Here is a 22,796-nt window from a genome sequence, read left to right on the forward strand (position 1 = left end):
CAACTGCAAATCAAAGTTGCGGTCGCGCGCGGTGGGGACGAGGCGGGCTTGCGACAGTTCGAGCGCGATCGAAGCGATGGGCCGTCGACCCCGAGCATAGTTGGTCAGCGTCCAATCACTTCCGAACGTCTATTTCCGCCGTCGCTCGCAGATGAGAATGCTTCAGCAGATATATTACGGCTGGTGGATCGTCGGCGCCTGCTTGTTGGTGGCCGCCATCGGCAACGCTCTCGGGCTGTTCGGCGCCGGCGTTTATCTTCGCGCGATTGTCGAGACCACGGGATGGACCACAGGCAGCGTGTCGGGCGCGATCACGCTGTTCTACCTCGTGAGCGCAGTTCTGCTGATTCCCGTCGGCAGCGGGATCAGCCACATTGGACCGCGCCCGTTCATTGTGGCCGGCGGTCTTGCGATGGCAGCAGGCGTCGCTGGCATCGGTCACGTGGACAGGCCATGGCATGTCTACGTCCTGTTCGCGCTCATGGGGATCGGGTGGGCCTGTCTTTCGACCACGGCCGTCGCCACGACGCTGGCGCCCTGGTTCGAGACGTATCAGGGACGCGCAGTATCGATCGCATCCCTCGGGGCGAGCGCCGGCGGCATGCTGGGACCGCCATTGCTTCTGCTTGGCAGGGATCTCGTCGGATTTGCAGCAACGACATCGGCGGCGGCCGCCGTCGCGTTGGCCGTTGTCATGCCGCTTGCGCTGCTCGTCATTCGTCATCGACCGGAAGACATGGGATTGTCGGCGGACGGTGGGGGCCGGGCGTGGCAGGACCACGAGCCTCTTCAATCGAAATGGATTTGCTCCAACGCATTGCGGACCCCGGCACTCGTGACGGCAATGATGGCCTTCGGCATTGCGATGTCGATGCAAATCGGGCTGCTGACCCATCAGGTGACCTTGCTTACTCGGTTTCTCCAGACGAGAATGATTGCCGCCACCGTTTCCGCCACTGCACTGTCCGCGCTCGTTGGCCGCCTCGCTCTGGCGGCGTTTGCAGATCGCATCAGCGCCAGGGTTACGAGCTCGATCGTCCTCCTCGTTGCCGCCATGTCTTTTTGCGTATTGGCGATGGCCGAGACCCCAACGCTGCTGATCGGTGCGTGCATGCTGTTCGGCCTGACGGTCGGCAACGTGACGACCCTGCCGCCGATCATCGTGCGCCGCGAGTTCGGGGCGGCCTCATTCGGACCGATTTTCGGGGCCGCATCTTGCGTGATTCAACTCGCCGCGGCCGTCGGCCCAAGCTTCTATGGTTTGCTGCATGATCGGTTGGGAAGCTATCGAGAGCCGCTGCTGATCGCCGCGTTGATGGACGCGGTTGCCGCGGCCATCATCATGTCGGGGCGCCCGGATGGCACGCGGCCAAACGGCCAAGCCCGGGCATGAATCCGGCCCCGGGGAAACGCAAAAGTCGGGCGAAACTCGGCGTGAGGCCGCCAAATCATACCCTTTCGGGACCGAATGGCGGCTTTATTCCCGCCTCGGATGCTTTAAGGAAAGGGTCGGACTAGGTCGCACCCGCCGGTGGGCGGTGCTAGACCTTGGTACAGGAACAGGGGACGAGGCCGACGTCGGCGCGCCCGCAAGGATGAAGGATGTGAGGCAATGATCCAAACCGTTGGCATCATCGGGGCAGGGACCATGGGGAACGGCATCGCGCAGATTTGCGCCGCGGCCGGTCTTTCGGTCGTGATGGTCGACATCTCCGATGCGGCGGTGAACCGCGGGATCTCGACCGTCGGCGGCAGCCTCGAGCGCCTGGTCAAGAAGGAGAAGATGTCGGCGGCCGATCGCGACGCCACGCTCAAGCGCATCACCGGCACCACCGACCGCGCCAAGCTCGCCGATTGCGACCTCGTCATCGAGGCCGCAACCGAGAACGAGGAGCTCAAGGTCAAGATCCTGAAGGATCTTTGTGCGATACTGTCGCCGCGCACGCTGGTTGCGACCAACACGTCCTCGATCTCGATCACGAAGCTCGCCGCCGCGACCGATCGTCCCGACCGCTTCATCGGCATGCACTTCTTCAACCCGGTGCCCGTGATGGCGCTGCTGGAGCTGATCCGCGGCTTGCAGACTTCCGACGACACTCACGCCAAGGCGCTCGATTTCGCCAAGCGTGTCGGCAAGGTGGCGATCACCGCCAAGAACAGCCCGGGCTTCGCCGTCAACCGTATCCTGTGCCCGATGATCAACGAGGCGATCTTCGCGCTTCAAGAAGGCATCGCGACCGCGGAAGAGATCGACGCCGGGATGAAGCTCGGCTGCAACCACCCGATCGGACCGCTGGCGCTGGCCGATCTGGTCGGGCTCGACACCATGCTGTCGGTGATGGAGGTCTTTTACAAAGGCTTCAACGACCCTAAATACCGTCCGGCCCCCTTGCTGAGGGAAATGGTCGATGCCGGCCATCTCGGCCGCAAGACCGGGCAGGGCTTTTACACTTACGGCGCCTGATATTGGCGCGGGCGGCGGGCGTTCAACGCCCGCTGCCTGATCCCGCAATTTGCGCTGCGACAAAGACGCCGTGCGCAATTGGCCCGACAATGTCGAACGGGCGCCTGCGGGAACAACAACACGGATAACGAAGGACATGTCGGATCGACTGAAGGCCGAGCGCGAGGCGGCGGCCGCGCGGCGGAACCTGCTGACCCTGGATGCGATCGAACGCACCGGGATCACCGAGGAGATGATCGGGGAACTCGTCACCCGCTTCTACGGCCGCGTGCGCGAGGACGCGTTGCTCGGGCCGGTGTTCGCGGTCGTACAGAATTGGGACGAGCATCTTACGAAGCTCAAGGGTTTCTGGTCATCGGTCGTGCTGATGAGCGGCCGCTATCACGGCTCGCCGATGCGGGCACATATGCCGCTGAGCCTGACCGGCGATCATTTCGACCGCTGGCTCGATCTGTTCGAGCAGACCGCGCGCGAAGTCTGCCCGCCGCCGGCGGCTGCGCTTTTCATCGACAAGGCGCGTCGTATCGCCGACAGTTTTGAAATGGCGTCGGCAACTATCGCCGGGCGCATCGCTGCACCGCGCCATGTGCTCCGCTCCTAGAATACAGAATGCCTGCCTGAGAAATACGCAGCCGCACTGATGTCACTGACTATTCGCGCCGTCGTCGGCGCGTTGCACTAATGCTGAGAGCATTTATCTGATCTGCAAAATCATCATGCCGGTCGCGTCGTGTGACGTTGCAATTGGAAATATGCGCGTGAATGCGCGTGTTTGCGTTCAATCAACGCGAGCAAATTAGTGTTGATGCATTGCGGCGAAGAATCTCTGCCTTTCTTTCGGCCGAGTTCCAGCGCCTGCTTACGGACATGTCGAGTGCATCGTTTAACACATCCTCTTCATTCTCCGACAACACAGCGGACTCCGAAGCTGACGCCTGTACGGAGCCGACACGGCGAACGCTGCTGATGGCTGCGCTCGCCACCACCGCCTGCCTCAGCTGTTCCACGCAGGCGCGCGCGGGCGAGGATCCGCCCGGCTCCGACGAGCGGCCGCAGAAGGGTGACCAGCTCGTCTTCTCCGAAGGTGATCAGGAGGGAAAGCTGATCACGTCCGCTGACATACCGAAGGGCGGGCCGCCGGTGCATGCCTGGCCGAAGGATCCCAAGACATCTGTCGTGCGCAGCGGCTCGCGACTTAACGAGATCCTGATCATCCGGCTCGACCCCGCCGAGCTCGACGAGAGGACCCGCACGCGTGCCGTCGACGGCATCATCGCCTATTCGGCGATCTGCTCGCATGCCGGCTGTCCCGTCACCGCCTGGGTTAAGAGCGACGTCGGCGACAAGGAGGTGTTCAAGTGCATGTGTCACAACTCCGAATTTGACCCCCGCGAGGGCGCGCAGGTCGTGTTCGGGCCGGCGCCGCGGCGGCTCGCCGCGCTGCCGCTGGCGCTGGCTGACGGCTCGCTCAGCGTCGCCGGCAACTTCATCGGAAAGGTAGGTGGCGCGCAGCCAGGATGATGGACGGTGCCGGAAGCACCCGCGTCATGAGAGGCCGCATCCGCCGACGGGCGGACGACGGGACGAACGACAAGAATTCAAAACAAGAATTCAAACGAATGAAAAATTGGGGAACGTCCATGACCAGGAAGCAATGGTATCTGTCCGGCTTCGTCGCCTTCACGTGTCTTGCCGCGACCGCCGCGACCGCCGGCCCGATCGAGAACTATGCGCCAGTCACCCAGCAGCGGCTTGAGAGTCCGGAACCCGGCAACTGGATGCTCTACCGGCGCACCTATGACGGGCAGGGCTACAGCCCGCTCGACCAGATCAACACCTCGAACGTGAAGAATCTCACGCCGGTCTGGACCTTCGCCACCGGTGTGGTCGAAGGCCACGAGGCGCCGCCGATCGTCAACAACGGTGTGATGTTCGTGACGACCCCCATGGGACAGGTGATCGCGCTGAACGCGAAGACCGGCGACGAATACTGGCGCTACAAGCGGCAGCTCCCCGACGATCTATTCCAGCTGCATCCGACCAACCGCGGCGTCGGCCTCTGGGAGGACAAGCTCTATCTCGCCACCACCGACGACCACGTCGTCGCGCTGGACGCCAAGACCGGCAAGGTGGTGTGGGATACCAAGGTGCAGGACTACAAGAAGGGTCAGTACATGACCCTGATGCCGCTGGTCGTCGAGGGCAAGGTCATCGTCGGCGGGTCCGGCGGCGAGTTCGGCGTGCGAGGCTACGTTGCCGCCTTCGATGCCAAGGATGGCAAGGAGCTGTGGCGGACCTACACCATTCCCGGCGAAGGCGAGCCGGGTCACGACACCTGGCAGGGCGACGATTGGAAGAACGGCGGCGGCTCGGCCTGGATGACCGGCAATTACGACAAGGACACCAAGACGATCTATTGGGGTGTCGGCAACGCCGCGCCGTGGCCCGGCGAGATGCACCCAGGCGACAATCTCTACACCTCCTCGGTGCTGGCGCTCGATCCCAGCAACGGCAAGATCAAGACCTACCACCAGTATCACCAGAACGATTCCTGGGACTGGGACGAGGTCGATGCGCCGATGCTGGTCGATCTGGAACGCGATGGCCGTACCATCAAGAGCCTGATCCATCCGGGACGCGATGCGATCTTCTGGGTGCTCGAGCGCACGCCGACCAAGATCAACTATGTTGCCGGCTGGCCGTTCGTCTTCACCGACGTCTGGAAGGGCATCGATGCCGAGAGCGGCAAGCCGATCGTCGATCCCGCGCACAAGCCGGTTGTCGGCAAGCGCGTCGAGTTCTGTCCGTCACTGTGGGGCGGCAAGGACTGGCCGTCGGCCGCCTATAGCCAGAAGACCGGCCTCGTCTATGTGCCGGCCAACGAGAATTTCTGCGGTGGCTTCACGGGCGAGAAGCTCCCGCTCAAGCCCGGCGAGCTCTGGCTCGGCACCAAGCCGGAGGACATCGGCCTGACGACAAAGCCCGGCGCGGATCATTTCGGCGAGCTCCAGGCCTGGGATCCGGCCACGGGCAAGAAGGTGTGGCAGCACAATTTCCCGAAGTCGCAATTGTTCGGCTCGGTGACGGCGACCGCAGGCGATCTCGTCTTCGTCGGCGGCACCAACGACCGCAACTTCCGCGCCTTCAACGCCAAAACCGGCGAGCTGCTGTGGGAGCAGAAGACCAACTCCGGCATCATGGGCATGCCGGTGTCCTATGAGATCGACGGCACACAGTACATCGCGATTCAGTCGGGCTGGGGCGTGGATGCACAGCGCATCCAGGATGCGCTGGTGACCAACAACATCGGGATCGAAGCCAACGTGCCGCAGGGCGGCGTGATCTGGGTGTTCGCGCTGAAGAAATAAGCTCCGCAGGCGGATCGAAAGAAGCGGAGCGTCAGGGGGCAAATGCGGCGGACGGCAACGTCCGCCGCATTTTGCGTTGCGCGAGACCCTGGCTTACTTCCCCTGACGATCCACCTTGTCCTTCTCCTTCTGATTCATTTCGCGGACCTTCGGATCCGGATTGTGCTGCCCGGTGGTCTGGGTAGTCGAGGCGGGAGGGGCGGTGGCGTTGGGGAGGGAGTTCTGGTCCGGTGCGGTGGGGCGCGTCGCTGTGGTCGGCGGCGTTGCGTTGCTCTGGGCGAATGCATCGCCGGTCGTCAAAAGAGAGGCGCCCGACAGTAGCGAGACTGCGAGCGCCCTTGAGATGTTGGTCATCGATCTGCTCCTGTCAGATCGATGGAAACAGCGAGCCGTGCTGAACGTTCCGCTAAGCCTCCAATTGCTTGCCGAGCGGAAGGTTGCGGATGCGCTTTCCGGTCGCGGCGAAGATCGCGTTCATCAGCGCAGGTGCGAACGGTGGCACGCCGGGCTCGCCAACGCCGCTCGGCGGCGTGTCGGGTCCGGGCGGGACGATGTAGACGTTGGTTACAAGAGGAGATTCAACCATCCGGATGACCTGGAAGTCGTCGAAGTTCTTCTGCTCGACCTTGCCGCCCTTGAAGGTGATCTCGCCGTATTTGGCGAGGCTCAGCCCCATGATCGCCGCGCCCTCGATCTGCGAGGCGATGCGCTCGGGATTGACGTAGGTGCCGCAGTCGATCGCGGTGTCGACCCGCGGCACCGTCAGCTTGCCCTTGTCGTCGACGACGACCTCGACGATGGTCGCGATGTAGCTGACGAAGCTGCGGTGCACGGCAATGCCGAGCCCGTGCCCCTTCGGCACCTGCCGCCCCCATCCGCCCTTTTCGGCGACCAGCTCGACCACCTTGCGCAGCCGCGCAGTGTCGATCGGATAGCTGTCAAAGGGCTCGCCATAGTTCCAGAGGTCCTTCACCGCCGGCTTGACGATACGCGGACTGCCGATCAGCGCGAGCAGCGTCTCCTTCTGATCGCGGCCGGTCGCAGCTGCGATCTCGCCGACCATCGATTGCACCGCGAAGGCGCGCGGGATGTTCGAGACCGAACGGAACCAGCCGATGCGGGTATGCGCCGCCGCTTCCGGGTTCTCGCAAGAGATGTTGGCGATTTCGAACGGCATGTCGACGAGACCCATGCCGATCTCGAACGGGGCCTGATGCACGGTTCCGGCGGCGAACGTCGAGGCGATGCTGGGCGCCACGCTGCGATGGCGCCAGGCGATCACCTTGCCGTCCTTGTCGAGGCCCGCCTCGATCCGCTCGACCGAGACGGTGTGCAGGAAGCCGTTATGGATGTCGTCCTCGCGCGTCCACTGCACCTTCACCGGCGCGCCGAGCTCCTTGGAGAGCAGGGCGGCCTCGAGCGCGAAGTCGCATTTCGATTTGCGGCCAAACCCGCCGCCGAGCAGCGTGACGTTGACCGTCACGTTCTGCTCGGGAATGCCGAGCGTCTTGGCGACGTCCTCGCGGGTGCCGCCGGGGCTCTGTACCGGCCCCCAGATCTCCGCCTTGTCGCCCTTGACGTCGGCGACCGCCACCGGCGGCTCCATGGCGACATGGGCGAGGTGGGGAATGTAGTACTCGCCGACGATCACCTTGTCGGCGCCCTTCAGGGCGGCGTCGGCGTCGCCTTCCTTGCGCAGCACGAGGCCGGGCTTGCGCGAGGCCGCCTCGAGCTCCTTGCGGTAGGCGACCGACTCGTATTTGCCGTTGGCGCCGTCGTCCCAGGTCAGCTTCAGCGCATCGCGGCCCTTGATCGCCGCGCCGGTATTGCGCGCGATCACGGCAACGCCGCCGAGCGGCTGGAATTTCGACGGCCACGGCCAGCCGCGCACCTCCATCACCTTCTCGACGCCGGCGACCTTCATCGCCTCCGCCGGATCGAATGATACGAGCTTGCCGCCGGTCACGGGCGGCCGCGCGATCACGGCATATTTCATTCCGGGCAAACGCACGTCGGCGCCGTAACGCGCCTTGCCGGTGGTGATGTCGTGGAGATCGACGATGCCGACCTGGCCCTTGCCGAGATAGCGGAAGTCCTTGGGGTCCTTCAGCTTGAGGCCTTCGATGCTCGGCACCGATTCCTTGGCGGCATCGGCGGCGAGCTCGCCGAAACCGAGCTTGCGTCCGCTGGCGCTGTGGACGACCTCGTGATTGACGGCTTTCACCTCGGTCGCCGGCACGTTCCAGCGCTTCGCCGCGGCCTGCTCCAGCATGGTGCGGGCGGAGGCGCCGATCTGGCGCATCGGGATCAGATAATGCCGCGTGCTGCGCGAGCCGTCGGTGTCCTGATTGCCGAACTTGACCTCGTCGCCATGGGCCTGCTCGACCTTCACCCTGGACCAGTCGGCCTCCATCTCTTCCGCAACGATCAACGGCAGGCTGGTGCGCACGCCGGTGCCCATCTCGGCGCGGTGGGCCAGGATGGTAACGGTGCCGTCGGTCGCGACCGCGACGAACACGCGCGGATCGATCACGACGCCATGCGGCATCTTGCCGGCGCCGGTCTCATAGGCGAATGCCTGACGCGACATCACGGGGGCGGCGAGCACGAAGCCGCCGGTGACGCCGAGCCCCTTCAGGATGCTGCGGCGCGAGACCTTCTCGACCTTGATGTTCTTCTCGAAGCCTCGAAGCTTTCCGGGGTTGTCGATGAAATTCATGTCACACTCCCGTCGATGCGAGATGGACCGCGTTCTCGATGCGCTGGTAGCAGCCGCAGCGGCAGATGTTGCCGGCCATCGCCTCGCGGATCTGGTCGTGCGACGGCTTGGGGTTCTCCATCAGCAGCGCGGCGGCTTGCATGATCTGGCCCGCCTGGCAGAAGCCGCATTGCGGCACGTTGACCTGGCGCCAGGCCTTCTGGACCGGATGATCGCCGTTCGGATGCAGCCCCTCGATCGTGGTCACCTCGCGTCCGGCGACGTCGTTGATCGACGTGATGCAGGAGCGCACGGCCTCCTTGTCGACGATGACGGTGCAGGCGCCGCACAGGGCCTGGCCGCAGCCGAACTTGGTGCCGGTGAGCCCGGCCTCGTCGCGCAGGAACCAGAGTAGCGGGAGATCCGGGTCGCCGTCCCAGCTCTGTTCCTGGCCGTTGATCTTCACCTTGATCATGATCGTCCCTCGCTCTTCATAAGCATATCGAATTCAAATTCGCCGATTTCGGCCGGCGATGGTTCGTCGTCTCGCCGCGTGGCTGCCGTCATCCCGCGCGGGCAAATCCCGGAGGGAGGCAGGAACGTCGATGGCGATGTCTGGATGTGCTCGATACCTCCCCGTGTTGTTCTTGCTTGATTGAACTTCGCGGCATCGTGACGGCGGAAGCTAGCAGAGATCGCACGAGCCCGGCATTCACAGCCAAGTGTTCGTGACGGGAAAAGATTGCATCGATGATTTGTCAAAAGCAGGGCGCGGCACCGCGCCGCGTGCTCCGCGTTCGCAAATGGCGGTTGCGACGAAAAAAAAGCTTCGTCCGGCAGAAGGACTGCACGGACGAAGCAGGATGCCTCAGTCGAGGGAGGGAGAAACGCAGAGGCGCCGACTTCAACCAGGAAGCGAGCGGCGCTGCGCAGTCATTCAGAGACCAGGACTGAGGAGCCAATGGCTCTCGCATACGCAGAGTTACTTAGGGTCGGCATCGCCCGCGAAACCCTGAGAGCCGCGCCCGTGCGGCTCGCTGGCGGTGGTCGGGACCAACGAGCCGGGGCGTGGCGAAGTCTGGCGGCCTTGCTCAGGCCGCCACGGTTTCAAGCAGCCTTGGCTTTCGCCACGTGGGTCGCGATCGCGTCCATCAGCGCCGGCGACAGGCAGTCATAGGGCTCGAGCCCGATCTCCTTGAACCGAGCGCGAATTCCACCCATCTGCTCCGGCTTCACGCCCGATTCGATCACCGACGAGACGAAGGCGGCGAATTGCGGCGCCTGCGAGCCCTGCTCCTGGAACAGCTCGGGATGGATGAAGTCGAGGCCGTAGAACGGGTGGTCCTTGTTCTCGATGCGGCCGTACATGTGCGTGCCGCAGGCCTTGCAGGCGTGACGCTGGATCACCGCCGACGGATCGACGATCTGGAGCTTGTCGCCGTTCTCGAGCACGGTGACGTTCTGGCGCGGCACGACGGCGACAACGGAGAACGTCGCGCCCTGCGGCTTCCAGCACTTGGTGCAGCCACAGGCGTGGTTGTGCGCGACGTCGCCCTTGACGGCGACCTTGACCTGGTGGTCCTTGCATTTGCAGGCGAGCGTGCCGCCGGCGAAGCTGCCGCTGCCTTGCTTGATGCCGTTGTCGATCGAGGGATGGAGTGCAACAGTCATGGGTCGATCCTCCTTGGGGGTGACGCTTTCGGGCTAGAACACGACGACTGAACGGATGGATTTGCCCTCGTGCATGAGGTCAAAACCCTTGTTGATCTCCTCGAGCTTGAGCACGTGGGTGATCATCGGATCGATCTGGATCTTTCCGTTCATGTACCAGTCGACGATCTTGGGCACGTCGGTGCGGCCGCGCGCGCCGCCAAAGGCCGTGCCGCGCCAGTTGCGGCCGGTGACGAGCTGGAAGGGACGGGTGGCGATCTCCTTGCCGGATTCGGCAACGCCGATGATGATCGAGGTGCCCCAGCCGCGATGGCAGGCTTCCAGCGCCTGGCGCATCACGGTGGTGTTGCCGGTGCAGTCGAAGGTGTAGTCGGCACCGCCGTCGGTAAGACCAACGAGATGCTGGACGATGTCGCCCGTGATCTTCTTGGGATTGACGAACTCGGTCATGCCGAACCTGCGGCCCCAATCTTCCTTGGCGTCGTTGATGTCGACGCCGATGATCTTGTCGGCGCCGGCCATCTTGGCGCCCTGGATCACGTTGAGGCCGATGCCGCCGAGGCCGAACACGACCACGTTGGAGCCCGGCGTGACCTTCGCGGTGTTGACGACGGCGCCGACGCCGGTCGTGACGCCGCAGCCGATGTAGCAGCTCTTGTCGAACGGTGCGTCCTCGCGGATCTTGGCGACCGCGATCTCCGGCAGCACAGTGAAGTTCGAGAAGGTCGAGCAGCCCATATAGTGGTAGACCGGCTTGCCCTTGTAGGAGAAGCGGCTGGTGCCGTCGGGCATCACGCCCTTGCCCTGCGTGGCGCGGATGGCGGTGCAGAGATTGGTCTTCTGGCTGAGGCAGCTTTTGCACTGCCGGCATTCCGGCGTGTAGAGCGGAATGACGTGGTCGCCGGGCTTCACCGAACTTACGCCGGGACCGATCTCGCGGATGATGCCGGCGCCCTCATGGCCGAGGATCGACGGGAAGATTCCCTCGCTGTCGAAGCCGTCGAGCGTGTAGGCGTCGGTATGGCAGATGCCCGTCGCCTTGATCTCGACCAGAACTTCGCCGGCCTTCGGCCCTTCCAGATCGAGTTCGACGATCTCCAGTGGTTTCTTGGCTTCGAATGCGACGGCGGCACGTGTCTTCATCGTAAACTCCTCAAATTCTCGCAAGACGCCAACAGGTAGTCTCGGCAGTCTTCGCAACTTTCATTTCTTGCCCATGCAGGCGTCTTCCGCCTTGGTGTAGGCCTCATTCTTCTCCTCCTTCTTGGAGGGGCGCTGCCGGCCCCATGCCTCGTCGGAACGGGCGCGGAGATAGACGTAGAGATCGTCCATGTAGCAGGCGACGTTCGGGTTGTCGCCGAAGGCAGGCATGACGTTCTCCTGCGCGGTCGAGATGTTCTTGCGGCCGGAGGCGATGACGCCGAGGAAGTCGCCATAGCTCATGGTCTTGACCGAATCCTTCAATGCCGGTGCGTAGGTCGATCCCATGCCGTCAGGGCCATGGCAAACGTGGCAGTCGGAGTGATAGCGGCGATATCCGGAATAGGTGAACCAGTCCACGGTGCCGTCGGCCGAGATCTTGTAGGTCGGGTTTCCTTCCTTATCGAGCCATTTTCCGTCGTCTTCCTTCTTGACGGCGGTCGGGTCGCCGGGACCCTCGGCAACAGCAATTCCCCCCGAAGCAACGAAGATCATCGCGGCAATGACGAAGCAGATTTTACGCAAGAGATTATCCTCGAAGGCATCAGGTGGAGGCGAGCCGGCGCGTGGAGTTGATCCACGCGCCGGAGCGACACGAAGGTGAGGCTAGTTCGCCGGCAGCGAGAACACGGTCAGCGTACCGCCGAGCGCCGTGTAGTTGCTGAGAGCCGCGTAGCCACCGACTGCGCCGAGACCGGCGGTCGGATCGGTCAGGCCTGCCGCCAGACCGATGCCGGCCCAGCCGCCCACGCCGGAGAGCACTGCGACATACTGCTTGCCGCCGTTCTCATAGGTGGTGACGTTGCCGATGATGCCCGAGGGAGTCTTGAACTTGTAGAGCTCCTTGCCGGACTTGGCGTCGACCGCCTTCAGGTAGCCTTCGAGCGTGCCGTAGAACACCACGCCGCCGGCAGTTGCGAGCGCACCCGACCAGACCGAGAACTGCTCCTTGTTCGACCAGACGATCTTGCCGGTCTTGTTGTCCCAGGCGATGAAATTGCCCATATGGGTTTCACCCTGCGGCGGATACATCGAGAGCGTCGCACCCACATAGGGCTGGCCCGCGGTGTAGCTCACCTTGAACGGCTCGTAGTCCATGCAGACGTGGTTGGTCGGAACGTAGAACAGCTGCGTGTCCGGCGAGTAGGCTGCCGGCTGCTCGTCCTTGGTACCGAGCGCGGCCGGGCAGATGCCCTTCACGTTGTGGTCCTCGCCCGCCTTGTCGGTCGAAGCTGCGTCGAGCACCTTCGGACGGCCATAGGTCGGCGAGTTCTTGTCCATGTCGACGCCGGAGGTCCAGTTCACCTTCGGATCGTACTTCTCGGCGACCAGCAGCTCGCCGTTCTCACGGTCCATCGTGTAGGCGAGGCCGTTACGGTCGAAATGGGTCAGGAGCTTGCGCGGCTGGCCGTTGATCTGCTGATCCGAGAGGATCATCTCGTTGACGCCGTCATAGTCCCACTCGTCGTGGGGCGTCATCTGATAGACCCACTTGGCCATGCCGCTGTCCGCGTCACGCGCGAAAATGGTCATCGACCATTTGTTGTCGCCCGGACGCTGCTTCGGATTCCAGGTCGAGGGGTTGCCCGAGCCGTAATAGACGAGGTTAAGGGCGGGATCGTAGGACATCCAGCCCCAGGTGCAGCCGCCGCCGATCTTCCACTGATCGCCTTGCCAGGTCTTCAGCGAGGAGTCGGCTCCGACCGGCTTGCCGAGCGATGTGGTCTTGACCGGATCGACCTTGATCTGATCATCCGGGCCTTCGGAGAAGGCGCGCCAGGCTTGCTTGCCAGTCTTGAGGTCGTAAGCGGTGACGTGGCACTGCACGCCGAACTCGCCGCCGGAGATGCCGACCAGGACCTTGTCCTTGACGACAAGCGCGGCCGACGTGCCGGTCTCGCCCTTCGCGGGATTGCCGTTCGTCGCCGACCACTCCACCTTGCCGGTCTTGGCGTCGAGCGCAACGAGGTTGGTGTCGGCCTGATGCAGGATGATCTTGCCGTCGCCGTAGGACAGGCCGCGGTTGACCGTGTCGCAGCACATCACCGGGATGACGTTCGGATCCTGCTTCGGCTCGTACTTCCAGACGATCTTGTTCTCGTTGGAAAGGTCAATAGCGTAGACCTTGTTCGGGAACGGCGTGTGGACGTACATCATGTTGCCGATGATCAGCGGGCCGCCTTCGTGGCCGCGCAGCACGCCGGTGGAGAAAGTCCAGGCGACCTGGAGCTTGCCTACGTTTTGTGCGTTGATCTGGTTCAGCTTGGAATAGCGGGTATTGGCATAGTCGCCCGCCGGCATCACCCAGTCTTTCGGGTTCTGCGACATCTTGATCAGCTCGTCATTGGCTGACGCGCTGCCGACGGCGAGTACGGCCGCGGAGCCAAGATAGGTCGCCAGTAGCACCTTGCGCATAGTCATTCCTCCGTTGGTCTCGTTTATTTTTTCCGAAGCATTGCTCAATCACCGGGCTTCTCGTCCGGCGTCTGCTCGTGCAGGGCGGTCACGATTGGGACCAGAAACGATGCTGTGCTGTTTCCTCCTCCGGATGAGAGCTACGGGTCCGCGTGCGGCAGCGGCCCGTTCTTGTTGTTCCTGCCGCAATTCCTAACGGCTTCGTCATCGGGAAACTTGCCCAAGAGAGAACCTGCTTTGCTCGACAGCGCACGGACGCGAAGATTTTGATTTTGCAGTAGCGAATTCAGCGGCTTCGACGCCCGTGCGGCGCGACATTCGACGCTCAGGTTCCCCTTGACGGCGCTGCAACTAAGGCGGAGGATTAACTTTCAAGGGTGGCATTGGAACGATCACGTTCGTTGCAAAAGACCGCTCAAATTCGAGGTAAACGTCACGCAATCATGGCTGAGGGCTCCAGCAGCGCTGGTCGCGATTCGCGTCGAATCTCTGGATGAAACCAGTGGCTGGATTAATGTCCGACACAATTCACACGCTCTCGACGACCGGAATGACGCCGAAGCGGCAGATCCAGAGCTGGATCGACGGACTGACGAGCCTGTGCGGGCATTTCGACGTCGATCCGCTCGAGGCGTCCTCGCTCGAAGGCCGCATCGACTACACCAGCGTCTCGCGCCTGAAGCTCTGCCAGATCGAGGTCAGCCAGCATCGCATCGCGCACACGCTGGCACGCGCCAAGGCCAACGAACACCCGTACATCAAGATCCACTTCCAGACCTATGGCGTGTCCTATTTCGAGCAGGAAGGCCGCCACATCGAAATCAACCCGGGCGATATCATCGCCTATGACGTTTCCTGTCCGCATTCGATCATCAGCCCGGCCTTCACCCGCCACGACGTGGTGATTGTTCCCAAGGCGCTGCTGCGCGACCGCGGATTCCCCTCGCAGCGGATGCCGGCCTGCAAGCTGTCGGCGAAGACGGGTACGGGGCGGATCGCCCATGATTTTGTCCATGCCACCTTCGACGAGGCGGCGAAACTGTCGGCGAACAGCGCGGTCGGCGTCGCCGATTCGCTGATCGATCTGTTGCTGCTGCCGCTGCGCGAGGCGGACACGGGGTTTGATCGTGTCGGGCCCGAGGCGATGTATGTGCGCGCGCAGTTCTTCATCCGCGAGCACCTGCGCGACCCGGATCTGTGCATCGATCAGATCTCCGCTGAGCTCGGCTGCTCCAAGCGCTATCTGCACATGCTGTTCTCCGAGCGCGGCACCACGGTGAGCGACTATATCTGGCAGGCGCGCCTGCAGAACTGCCGCCAGGAGCTCGAGGCGCACGGCGGCAAGACCATCACCGACGTCGCGTTCTCCTGGGGCTTCTCCAGCTCATCGCATTTCAGTCGCGTGTTCCGGAAATATTTTGGCGTGGTGCCGTCCTCGATCCACAAGGCCCAGCAGGGCGCGGCGGCCTCGGGCGAGCACTAGGCGAGCGCCACAGCTGCGCCGGCCAAGCGGCGATGGCTCTCAGACCGACATGGCGATGTAGGGAATGCTGGCCAGGAGAGCGACCAGCAGCACCGCGTTACCCAGCATCCCGCTCCAATGCAGCCGCCGCAGCCGACGCGGGGCTTCGGCATCGCCTGCGTCACTCGCGCTAAGCTGGTCGTCCATCCGCGGCATGAACCAGCGGCGTCCGCAGATCGCCATGGCCGCAATCAGGCCGACGCCGATCGCGGCGACCAGGCGACCGTCGAGCAGGAACGCTGCTGCTCCGATGATTCCGGCAACGCGCATCACCAGAAAATGGGCATTGAACATTCCGCGCAGCAACTGGGCGACGGGCTGGATGTCCAGCTTTACCAGCAAGAAAGCGGGCGAAGCCAGCGTGAAATAGCCCATCGGAAACAGCAGGATGATCATGACGGCTACGGCGACGCCATCCGGTGTCATGCGAGCGGCCTTTCTCGTCGTCGGCGAGGGCTTCCGGCAGCAACACACAATCATAGCGTGAAAATGCGTTTCCGACACTAGGCTTTGGTCGGACGCCGGGCGGCGACAGGACGGCCCCTGTGCCGCGCCATGCCGTGCGTTCAGGCCGGCTCGAGGCCAAGCGACTTTGCGCTCTCGATCCAGATCGGCAGCTCGCGCTGATACAGCGCGTTGGTCTCCTTGAAGCCGATCGCGGGTTCGAGCACGAAGGTTGCGAGAACTTCCTTCACCTTCGGATCGCTGTTGGCGGCAACGCACAGCTCGGCCAGGCGATCGACCACCGGCTGCGGCGTCGCCTTGGGTACCGCCCAGCCGGTGAAGCCGCTCACGGTGAAGAATTTCGACGTCGCGCCCTGCTCGGGGAGAGTCTTGACGGCCGGGATCGCATCGACCTTCTTCGAGTGCACGGCGAACACGGTGCCGCGATCGCTTTGCAGGACCGATTGCGCCGCCGTGTAGCTGCCCATCGCGGCGTCGAGCGTGCCTTCCAGCATCCCCGTCCACATCGGCGCCTCGCCGCGGTAATGGATCGGCTCGATGTTAAGTCCATACTGCTTGTTGAGCTCGTTGATCGTCATGTGCGGGGCCGAGCCCGCGCTGTAGGTGCCGAAATTCACCTTGCCGCTCTTGCGCGCGAAGGCGACGAAATCCTCCAGCGTCTTGACGCCGGTCTTGGGGTTCGCGACCAGCAGAAGGCCCGCGCCCGGAATGACGCTGACGAGCGTCAGATCCTTGTCCATGTCGTAGCCGGGGTTCTTCATCACCACCCGGTTCATGATGTAGGTGGTCGAGATCGAGCACAGCATGGTGTGGCCGTCGGGCTCGGCGCGGGCGACCTCCGCCGTGCCGATCGCGCCCGAGGCGCCGGGCTTGTTCTCGACGACGACCGTCTTGCCGACTTGCTTGGAGATGAACTCGCCATAGGCGCGCGCGAGCAAATCGGTCTGTCCGCCGGCGGGATAGCTGCAAATCATGCGAATCTGCCGCGACGGCCATGTGCCTTGCGCCGAGGCGCCAGGCGCCACGAAAGGCATCGCGAGTGCACTGGTGCCAGCGGCGATGAAGCGGCGGCGATCGAGCTTGGCGGACATGATTCTCTCCCTGATCTTTGCGAAAAGTACTGCATCAGGCCGCCGCTGCCATGGGTGGCAGGCGAGACAGATTGGCGCATTCGAACGGCCGGTTGCGCGGATTCTCCCGTCATCCGGAGAAATGGATTCCAGACTCGCCCTGCGGGCGCCCGAAATGACGCGTTGCTTGTGCCCCGGACGCGGCGCAGCGCTACTTCAGCGGTGCGCTGCAGAGCCGGGGCCCATGTAGCAGCGAATTGTGTGGCCTCCTGGGTCCCGGCTCTGCGGAGCGTCACTGCGTGCCGCACCGCGTCCGGGACACGAGAGTATCACCGCTGGATGATCTTCATCCAGACATCGCCCAAAATCGCGGGCTCGCGCGGCGGTAAATAGGTGAGGCCGGCCTGCTTGCCGAATTCTGCGATCTTGCCTTCCGCGGCAAGCTCCGTCAGCGCCTTGTTGACGGCCTCGATCAGCGCGGCATCGCCGGCAAGCCCGACATAGCCGCGATTGGCGCCGATCGGATAGTGGTAGCCGGAAGAGGTGACCGCCGTGTCGGGATGCGCGGCGCGATGGGCATCGAAGCGGCCGAGGTCGATCAGCGTCGCGTCATAGTCGCCGCGCTGGAGCGCGCCGAGCAGATCGTCGCGGCCGGGGACGAAATGGGTGATGCCGTCGATCAGGCGCCCCTTGTCGAAAGTCATCAGGATCGCATCGCCCAGTGAGCCGCTCTCGATCGCGAGGCGAAGGCCGGCGAGGTCGCCGATGTCGGCGATCTTGCGGCCTCGTGCCTTCGGCCCGAGCACGACAATCATCGGCGAATAGACGTAGGGCTGGCTCGGCGCGAGCACGCCGAGCCCGACGCGGCGGCGGCGGTCATCGCGCGTGGCGCCGGCAAAGTCCGGCAAGCGCGCCGTCTTCATGCCGGGCTTGACGAGGGAATCCGTCGTCAATGCGTAGCCGCCGACCAGCGAGCAGCGCCCGTCGGAGAGTAGCGCGTTGGCCTCGAGCTGTGGGCTGGAATCCTCGTCGAGCCTGCTCTCGAACCACTGGATTTTGAGCGATCGCCCCATTCGCTCCGCGATCGCCTGCGCCAGCAGCACGTCGAAGCCGGCGTCCGGCTTGCCTTTCTGATGCATCGAGAGCGGCGGCCGGTCCTCATCGAGGCAGATCTTCAGCGGATCATCAGTGGCATCCGCAGCCGCGGACATCGTGGCGAGGATCGCAGCAACGCTCCAGCCGGCGAGCCAGCGCCTCACGGCTTCCTCCGGCTCGAGATGAAGGCCCAGAGATTCCCGATCTCGTCATCGCTCAAAATGTCAGCCCAGGGCGGCATCTTGTTGTTCTTGCCGTTCTTCACCGTGGTGACGAAGCGCGTCTTGTCGTCGGGGATGACGCGCAGGTCCGGCGTGATGGTGCCGGCATTCATCAGGTTCGGGCCGTGGCAGGGCGAGCATTTCGAAGCATAGGTCGACTTGCCATGGTCGATCTGCGCCTGAAGCGGATTGCCGGTTGCGTCGTCCGCGGCACGGACGGTCGCCGCAAGCGCCACCGCCAGCACCGCGACGGTGGCGATGGTCGCCACCGTCTTGTGAGTTACGTCCTTCAGCATCGTGCCGTGGCTATTGCTTGACCGCAAAAACCCACAGCGAGCCGCCGGCCGGCACCGTGGCAAGCCGTTCGTCGCCGGAAAAGATCGAGTACACGCCGCCATAGCCGCTGGTGACGGCAATGTACTGCACGCCGTCCTGCTGCCAGGTCACCGGTTGTCCCTCGATGCCCGAGCCGGTCTGGAACTGCCAGAGCTTCTTGCCGCTGTCGGCGTCGAAGGCCTCGAACTCGCCGGTCAGCGCGCCCGTGAACACGACGCCGCCCGCAGTCGACAGCACGCCCGAGAAGCGCGGGATGTCGCTGGGTGCTTCCCACTTGGCTTTGCCGGTGAGCGGATCGATCGCCTTCAGATGACCGCGCGGACCATCACCCCATTCCCAGAGATCGGTGAGGTCCATGCCGAGATACCATTCACCCTGCTTGAAGGTGACGGGCTCGGTCTTGTACCTGCCGCCGAAGGCGAGTGTGTTGGCGTAGGCGAGCCCGGTTTGCGGGTTGAAGGACATCGGCTCCCAGTTCTTGCCCCCGAGCAGCGACGGATAGACAACGACCTTCTTGCCCTCGCGCGCGTCCTTGCTGACATCGGTCTCGATCGGCCGGCCGGTCTTCATGTCGATGCCGGTCGCCCAATTCACCTTCACGTAAGGATTGGCCGCGAGCAGCTTTCCATTGGTGCGGTCGAGGACGTAGAAGAAGCCGTTGCGGTTGGCATCCATCAGCACCTTGGTCGGCTTGCCCTCGACATTCATGTCGGCGAGCACCATCTCGGCCACGCTGTCATAGTCGAACGGATTGTTCGGCGAGAACTGGTAGTGCCACTTGATCTTGCCGGTCTTGGGGTCCATCGCCAGCACGGAGCAGGTGTAGAGATTGTCGCCGGGGCGCACCGCCGAGTTGAAGGGGCCGGGATTGCCGATACCCCAATACACCGTGTTCAGCTCCGGATCATAAGAGCCCGTGATCCAGGTCGAGCCGCCGCCGAGCTTCCAGGTGTCGCCCTTCCACGTATCGCCGCCGGGCTCGTCCGGCGATGGGATCGAATGGGTGCGCCACAGATGCTTGCCCGTCGCCGGATCCCAGCCGTCGATGAAGCCGCGGGTGCCGAACTCGGCGCCGGAGATGCCGGTGATGACGACACCGTCGGCGACCAGCGGGGCCACCGTCATCGAATAGCCTTCCTTGATGTCGGCGGCCTTCTGCCGCCACAGCTCCTTGCCGGTCTTGGCATCGAGCGCGATCACGTTGGCGTCGAGCGTGGTGCGGATCACCTTGCCGTCATACAGCGCGGCGCCGCGGTTGATGATGCCGCAGCAGACGATGCGCGGTGTCTCGGCGGGATATTCGATCTTGGATTTCCAGATCTGCTTGCCGGTCTTGGCGTCGACCGCCATGGTCGCGTTGTGCGAGGTCACGTAGATCACGCCCTGGTACACCAGCGGCTGCGATTCCTCGCTGCGATCGTCGTTGAAGGAGTAATTCCAGACCGGGACGAGGTTTTTCACCGTGTCCTTGTTGATCTGGTTCAGGGTCGAGAAGCGCTGCAGATTATAGCCCATCCCGTAGTTGAGAACGTTCGATGTATCGGTCGCACCTTTGACCAGCTGCTCGGTGGTCTGTGCGCTCGCGACCGAGCATGCGGATATGACGAGGCTCGCGGCCATCGCAAGGCGTTTCATCCGTCCCTCCAAATATGCGCGTCTTTTGACGCTGCAAACGCAACACTCCGCCCGAATGCAAAACGCGTCAATACGAAAGTCGTAAGCGCGTTGCCGATTTGTTGGACGCCAGATGCCGGTCACCTGACGGAAACCTGACAATCGATTTTTACTTGTGCGCAGACGCTGGAAAAATTCCATGGCGTGAAGTGATGCCAGCTGGGATGCTCTCCTCGGACAGTCCAGTCCTGCGAGTTGTGCGGTGCGCAGATTGCAATTCCGGACTTGAACCGGGGCTGCCTTGTGGACTTATGTCATTCGATCCCACGCGAATCGTGGGGTCCTGGTCAGGAGGTTTCGATGATTTCACATCGCTCAATTGCGCTTGCGCTTGCGATCGCAGCGCTGTCCGGCCCGGCCTGGGCTGCATCCGGCAACGCGGCCAAAATGTTCGACACCGACAACGACGGCACGCTCGACCTCGCCGAGGTGAAGAAAGCCGCCACGGCACAGTTCGCCAAGCTCGATCCCGATCGCGACGGCACGCTGGACGCGCGCGAACTGCGCGGACGGTTAACGGCGAAAGAGCTCGCTGCTGCTGATCCGGACCGCGACGGGACGCTGACGCTCGACGAATATCTCTCGGTGGTCGAGCAGCGCTTCAATGCAGCGAATCCCGACAAGGATGGAACGCTGGATGCGAAGGAGCTGAACGCCCGCGCCGGCCGCGCGCTACTGCGTCTGTTGCGGTGAGAGACGCTCCGCTTGACTGGGAGCGAAGGCGGTTTGCCCGAGAGGGAAATTTGCAAGCGCGATGCGGCAGTTGGCGGTGTTCGCAGTTCGATTCGACGCTTGCGCTGTGCCTGGCGCAGCCCTAGGTTTTGCCCCGCGCGATGTCGCGCTCAATATCTTGGGGAGACCCCGAATGGCTTGGAAAGCTCCGAAGATCGTGGAAGTGCCGGTCGGCATGGAAATCAACATGTACGCCTGCGCTTCGCGCAAGTAAGACCGACGAACCTGCCGCGGCTTCGATGGCAAACGCCGTCGAAGCCGTGGTAGTGTCGGGGATGCGCGCGCGAGCCCCTACATTCTGGACCATTGCCGCCTGCACAATCGCGCTTGCACCGGCATGCGTCAGCGCCGAAGACGGCTTTGATACCGAGCACATCTTCGGCTTCATGATCGGCACCGATGTCGGCGCGCCCGGTGAGCGCGAATTCCAGACCGAGACCACGGGACGCTTCGGCAAGGGCGGCGGCACCTATCGCGCCCTTGAGCAGGAGGTCGAGATCGAGATCGTGCCGCTGCCGAACCTCCGCATCGAGGTCGGCGGCATGGCCACGTTGCACGACATCACCGGCGTCCCCGACATCGACGATCGCCGCCAGTTCAACTTTCAGGGCGCTTCGCTCGATCTGCGCTATCGCCTGCTCGACCGCGAGCGCGCGCCATTCGGGTTGACCGTCGCCGCCGAGCTTCATGGCGCTCGCATCGATGAGACCAGCGGCGCGAAGGGTCGGATGTACGGCACCGATTTCACGCTCGCCTTCGACCGCGAGCTGATCCCGAACTTCGCAATCGGCGCGCTCAACCTGATCTATCAGCCCGAATGGGCGCGCTTCGAGGTGAACGGCTTGTCCGAAAAAAGCTCGACCATCGGCGCGGCCTTTGCCGGCATGGTGCGCGTGCGTCCCAACGTGCTGCTCGGCGGCGAGCTGCGCTACTTCCGGCAATATGATGGCATCGGCCTCGGCGAGTTTTCAGGGCAGGCCCTGTTCGTCGGTCCGACCGCCTATTTCCAGCTCTCCGAGCGGTCGCGGTTGACCATGAGCTGGAGCATGCAGGCCTGGGGTCGCGCGGCCGGATCAGGCGGCAATCTCGACCTCGTCAATTTCGAGCGGCACCAGGCAAGACTGGTGTTCGGGGTTAACTTTTAGGTGTGCTGTTCGCTTTTTCCCGCAAAGAGGGAGAGGGATTAGAAGCCCGCATTTGACCCGCCCGGATTGAAACTTCCAGCTCCTTCGGACGTAACCTCTCGTGCTAATCTCTATCGCCCCTTGCGCGAGGAACCCGGCATGAACGCGATCGACCTAGTGGTGACGGTGTGTGCGGTGCTCTCGCCTGCGACCTGCGAGGAGCAGCACCTGGTGTTCAACTTTGCGGGGTCGCCGAGGCAATGTGTGATGGCCGCGCCGCCCTATATCGCGCAGTGGGTTGGCGACCATCCGAAGTGGCAGGCGGTACGGTGGCGCTGCGAATATCCGCACCCGAACGACAAGGCGTGATCCGCGTTCGCTACTTCGTGCAGTCCTTCAGGTCCTTGTCGGCGATCGAAAACACCGCATCGGCCCGGATCTCGATGTCGCGAACGACGCATTGTCGCGCATTGGGATAGCTGACCTTGGCGTCGTAGCGGCCCGGCTCGGCACCGGTGATGCGCAGCCGCTCGTCGTGGTCGACCTCCTTGTCCTTGTCGTTCAGGCACTGGTTCGGACCCCAGTCGGTCTTGCCGGCGGGCGAGAGCTGGAAGCCGGAGATCGTCTCCGTCGTCAGATTCCACAGCCGGATTCCTTTGCCCTTGGCTTGCGCCGCGGCCTCGCCGCCGCACACCAACAATGCGATCAAAACCAGACACCGACGCATCAGCTATTCCTCCC

Annotated in this window: 23 protein-coding genes; 10 read left to right on the top strand and 13 right to left on the bottom strand. The window is 63.4% G+C overall.

What is annotated here, in order from left to right; all coding sequences use genetic code 11:
- Window positions 1-100: 100 nt before the first annotated feature.
- The 5 genes from QSV46_RS24720 (at window position 101) to QSV46_RS24740 (ending at window position 5,832) form a co-directional block, all read left to right on the top strand.
- On the top strand, window positions 101-1,393 hold the full coding sequence (locus tag QSV46_RS24720; protein WP_314957758.1) for an MFS transporter: 1,293 nt from the start codon (window positions 101-103) through the stop codon (window positions 1,391-1,393).
- Between the two features lie 219 nt (window positions 1,394-1,612).
- On the top strand, window positions 1,613-2,464 hold the full coding sequence (locus QSV46_RS24725; protein ID WP_314957760.1) for a 3-hydroxybutyryl-CoA dehydrogenase: 852 nt from the start codon (window positions 1,613-1,615) through the stop codon (window positions 2,462-2,464).
- Between the two features lie 136 nt (window positions 2,465-2,600).
- Window positions 2,601-3,065, top strand: coding sequence for a group III truncated hemoglobin (locus tag QSV46_RS24730; RefSeq protein ID WP_314957762.1), 465 nt, complete (start codon window positions 2,601-2,603; stop codon window positions 3,063-3,065).
- Window positions 3,066-3,331: 266 nt separating this feature from the next.
- Window positions 3,332-3,985, top strand: a complete 654-nt coding sequence (locus QSV46_RS24735; protein ID WP_314957841.1) for a ubiquinol-cytochrome c reductase iron-sulfur subunit — start codon at window positions 3,332-3,334, stop codon at window positions 3,983-3,985.
- 119 nt (window positions 3,986-4,104) lie between these two features.
- Window positions 4,105-5,832, top strand: a complete 1,728-nt coding sequence (locus tag QSV46_RS24740; protein ID WP_314957764.1) for a methanol/ethanol family PQQ-dependent dehydrogenase — start codon at window positions 4,105-4,107, stop codon at window positions 5,830-5,832.
- A gap of 93 nt (window positions 5,833-5,925) precedes the next feature.
- Here the strand turns inward: QSV46_RS24740 and QSV46_RS24745 are convergent, their stop codons facing one another.
- The 7 genes from QSV46_RS24745 to xoxF5 all read right to left on the bottom strand — a co-directional run bounded on the left by QSV46_RS24745 (window position 5,926) and on the right by xoxF5 (window position 13,816).
- Window positions 5,926-6,186, bottom strand: a complete 261-nt coding sequence (locus tag QSV46_RS24745) for a hypothetical protein (protein ID WP_314957765.1) — start codon at window positions 6,184-6,186, stop codon at window positions 5,926-5,928.
- A gap of 52 nt (window positions 6,187-6,238) precedes the next feature.
- Window positions 6,239-8,551 (bottom strand): xanthine dehydrogenase family protein molybdopterin-binding subunit, encoded by a 2,313-nt coding sequence (locus QSV46_RS24750; RefSeq protein WP_314957766.1) that lies wholly within the window; start codon window positions 8,549-8,551, stop codon window positions 6,239-6,241.
- Window position 8,552: 1 nt separating this feature from the next.
- The gene (locus QSV46_RS24755; protein WP_014493612.1) at window positions 8,553-9,005 is read right to left on the bottom strand and encodes a (2Fe-2S)-binding protein; all 453 of its coding nucleotides are present in this window, start codon (window positions 9,003-9,005) and stop codon (window positions 8,553-8,555) included.
- 632 nt (window positions 9,006-9,637) lie between these two features.
- On the bottom strand, window positions 9,638-10,201 hold the full coding sequence (gene gfa / locus QSV46_RS24760) for an S-(hydroxymethyl)glutathione synthase (RefSeq protein WP_314957775.1): 564 nt from the start codon (window positions 10,199-10,201) through the stop codon (window positions 9,638-9,640).
- Window positions 10,202-10,234: 33 nt separating this feature from the next.
- Window positions 10,235-11,344, bottom strand: a complete 1,110-nt coding sequence (locus QSV46_RS24765; RefSeq protein ID WP_314957776.1) for an S-(hydroxymethyl)glutathione dehydrogenase/class III alcohol dehydrogenase — start codon at window positions 11,342-11,344, stop codon at window positions 10,235-10,237.
- Between the two features lie 60 nt (window positions 11,345-11,404).
- The gene (locus QSV46_RS24770; RefSeq protein ID WP_314957842.1) at window positions 11,405-11,896 is read right to left on the bottom strand and encodes a c-type cytochrome, methanol metabolism-related; all 492 of its coding nucleotides are present in this window, start codon (window positions 11,894-11,896) and stop codon (window positions 11,405-11,407) included.
- A gap of 111 nt (window positions 11,897-12,007) precedes the next feature.
- Window positions 12,008-13,816 (bottom strand): lanthanide-dependent methanol dehydrogenase XoxF5, encoded by a 1,809-nt coding sequence (gene xoxF5, locus QSV46_RS24775; RefSeq protein ID WP_314957779.1) that lies wholly within the window; start codon window positions 13,814-13,816, stop codon window positions 12,008-12,010.
- Window positions 13,817-14,330: 514 nt separating this feature from the next.
- Between xoxF5 and QSV46_RS24780 the strand changes: the two genes are divergently transcribed.
- Entirely contained in the window at window positions 14,331-15,299 is a 969-nt protein-coding gene (locus tag QSV46_RS24780) for a helix-turn-helix domain-containing protein (RefSeq protein ID WP_314957781.1), read from the top strand.
- Between the two features lie 39 nt (window positions 15,300-15,338).
- On the opposite strand, the gene QSV46_RS24785 is transcribed toward QSV46_RS24780, so the two are convergent.
- The 5 genes from QSV46_RS24785 to QSV46_RS24805 form a co-directional block, all read right to left on the bottom strand.
- A complete protein-coding gene (locus tag QSV46_RS24785) occupies window positions 15,339-15,764 on the bottom strand; it encodes a hypothetical protein (protein WP_314957783.1) in 426 nt (141 codons plus the stop codon).
- Between the two features lie 140 nt (window positions 15,765-15,904).
- Window positions 15,905-16,894 carry a tripartite tricarboxylate transporter substrate binding protein gene (locus tag QSV46_RS24790; protein WP_314957784.1) on the bottom strand — a complete coding sequence of 330 codons (990 nt, stop codon included), beginning with the start codon at window positions 16,892-16,894 and terminating at the stop codon, window positions 15,905-15,907.
- Between the two features lie 308 nt (window positions 16,895-17,202).
- Entirely contained in the window at window positions 17,203-18,132 is a 930-nt protein-coding gene (locus QSV46_RS24795; protein ID WP_314957786.1) for a transporter substrate-binding domain-containing protein, read from the bottom strand.
- The gene (locus QSV46_RS24800; protein WP_314957788.1) at window positions 18,129-18,485 is read right to left on the bottom strand and encodes a cytochrome c; all 357 of its coding nucleotides are present in this window, start codon (window positions 18,483-18,485) and stop codon (window positions 18,129-18,131) included. Before QSV46_RS24800 ends, QSV46_RS24795 begins: the two co-directional genes overlap by 4 nt.
- A gap of 10 nt (window positions 18,486-18,495) precedes the next feature.
- Window positions 18,496-20,160, bottom strand: coding sequence for a methanol/ethanol family PQQ-dependent dehydrogenase (locus QSV46_RS24805; protein WP_314957789.1), 1,665 nt, complete (start codon window positions 20,158-20,160; stop codon window positions 18,496-18,498).
- A 339-nt stretch (window positions 20,161-20,499) separates the two neighbouring features.
- Between QSV46_RS24805 and QSV46_RS24810 the strand changes: the two genes are divergently transcribed.
- The 4 genes from QSV46_RS24810 (at window position 20,500) to QSV46_RS24825 (ending at window position 22,424) form a co-directional block, all read left to right on the top strand.
- Window positions 20,500-20,892 carry an EF-hand domain-containing protein gene (locus QSV46_RS24810; protein WP_314957791.1) on the top strand — a complete coding sequence of 131 codons (393 nt, stop codon included), beginning with the start codon at window positions 20,500-20,502 and terminating at the stop codon, window positions 20,890-20,892.
- Window positions 20,893-21,064: 172 nt separating this feature from the next.
- The gene (pqqA, locus tag QSV46_RS24815; RefSeq protein WP_008562446.1) at window positions 21,065-21,145 is read left to right on the top strand and encodes a pyrroloquinoline quinone precursor peptide PqqA; all 81 of its coding nucleotides are present in this window, start codon (window positions 21,065-21,067) and stop codon (window positions 21,143-21,145) included.
- A gap of 25 nt (window positions 21,146-21,170) precedes the next feature.
- Window positions 21,171-22,076, top strand: a complete 906-nt coding sequence (locus QSV46_RS24820) for a hypothetical protein (protein ID WP_314957792.1) — start codon at window positions 21,171-21,173, stop codon at window positions 22,074-22,076.
- Between the two features lie 138 nt (window positions 22,077-22,214).
- A complete protein-coding gene (locus tag QSV46_RS24825) occupies window positions 22,215-22,424 on the top strand; it encodes a hypothetical protein (protein WP_314957793.1) in 210 nt (69 codons plus the stop codon).
- A 10-nt stretch (window positions 22,425-22,434) separates the two neighbouring features.
- Here the strand turns inward: QSV46_RS24825 and QSV46_RS24830 are convergent, their stop codons facing one another.
- Entirely contained in the window at window positions 22,435-22,782 is a 348-nt protein-coding gene (locus QSV46_RS24830; protein ID WP_314957794.1) for a hypothetical protein, read from the bottom strand.
- Window positions 22,783-22,796: the final 14 nt, after the last annotated feature.

This window comes from Bradyrhizobium cosmicum, from assembly GCF_032290525.1.
Lineage (GTDB): Bacteria > Pseudomonadota > Alphaproteobacteria > Rhizobiales > Xanthobacteraceae > Bradyrhizobium > Bradyrhizobium cosmicum_A.

Bases quoted from the DNA above. Each gene is read 5' to 3' on its own strand.
- QSV46_RS24735 (WP_314957841.1), top strand. From the start codon at position 3,332: ATGTCGAGTGCATCGTTTAACACATCCTCTTCATTCTCCGACAACACA.
- QSV46_RS24755 (WP_014493612.1), bottom strand. From the start codon at position 9,005: ATGATCAAGGTGAAGATCAACGGCCAGGAACAGAGCTGGGACGGCGAC.
- QSV46_RS24790 (WP_314957784.1), bottom strand. From the start codon at position 16,894: ATGTCCGCCAAGCTCGATCGCCGCCGCTTCATCGCCGCTGGCACCAGT.
- gfa (WP_314957775.1), bottom strand. From the start codon at position 10,201: ATGACTGTTGCACTCCATCCCTCGATCGACAACGGCATCAAGCAAGGC.
- QSV46_RS24830 (WP_314957794.1), bottom strand. From the start codon at position 22,782: ATGCGTCGGTGTCTGGTTTTGATCGCATTGTTGGTGTGCGGCGGCGAG.
- QSV46_RS24725 (WP_314957760.1), top strand. From the start codon at position 1,613: ATGATCCAAACCGTTGGCATCATCGGGGCAGGGACCATGGGGAACGGC.
- QSV46_RS24805 (WP_314957789.1), bottom strand. From the start codon at position 20,160: ATGAAACGCCTTGCGATGGCCGCGAGCCTCGTCATATCCGCATGCTCG.
- xoxF5 (WP_314957779.1), bottom strand. From the start codon at position 13,816: ATGCGCAAGGTGCTACTGGCGACCTATCTTGGCTCCGCGGCCGTACTC.
- QSV46_RS24740 (WP_314957764.1), top strand. From the start codon at position 4,105: ATGACCAGGAAGCAATGGTATCTGTCCGGCTTCGTCGCCTTCACGTGT.
- QSV46_RS24825 (WP_314957793.1), top strand. From the start codon at position 22,215: ATGAACGCGATCGACCTAGTGGTGACGGTGTGTGCGGTGCTCTCGCCT.
- QSV46_RS24800 (WP_314957788.1), bottom strand. From the start codon at position 18,485: ATGCTGAAGGACGTAACTCACAAGACGGTGGCGACCATCGCCACCGTC.
- QSV46_RS24780 (WP_314957781.1), top strand. From the start codon at position 14,331: ATGTCCGACACAATTCACACGCTCTCGACGACCGGAATGACGCCGAAG.
- QSV46_RS24750 (WP_314957766.1), bottom strand. From the start codon at position 8,551: ATGAATTTCATCGACAACCCCGGAAAGCTTCGAGGCTTCGAGAAGAAC.
- QSV46_RS24810 (WP_314957791.1), top strand. From the start codon at position 20,500: ATGATTTCACATCGCTCAATTGCGCTTGCGCTTGCGATCGCAGCGCTG.
- QSV46_RS24745 (WP_314957765.1), bottom strand. From the start codon at position 6,186: ATGACCAACATCTCAAGGGCGCTCGCAGTCTCGCTACTGTCGGGCGCC.
- QSV46_RS24820 (WP_314957792.1), top strand. From the start codon at position 21,171: ATGGCAAACGCCGTCGAAGCCGTGGTAGTGTCGGGGATGCGCGCGCGA.
- QSV46_RS24730 (WP_314957762.1), top strand. From the start codon at position 2,601: ATGTCGGATCGACTGAAGGCCGAGCGCGAGGCGGCGGCCGCGCGGCGG.
- QSV46_RS24765 (WP_314957776.1), bottom strand. From the start codon at position 11,344: ATGAAGACACGTGCCGCCGTCGCATTCGAAGCCAAGAAACCACTGGAG.
- pqqA (WP_008562446.1), top strand. From the start codon at position 21,065: ATGGCTTGGAAAGCTCCGAAGATCGTGGAAGTGCCGGTCGGCATGGAA.
- QSV46_RS24770 (WP_314957842.1), bottom strand. From the start codon at position 11,896: ATGATCTTCGTTGCTTCGGGGGGAATTGCTGTTGCCGAGGGTCCCGGC.
- QSV46_RS24785 (WP_314957783.1), bottom strand. From the start codon at position 15,764: ATGACACCGGATGGCGTCGCCGTAGCCGTCATGATCATCCTGCTGTTT.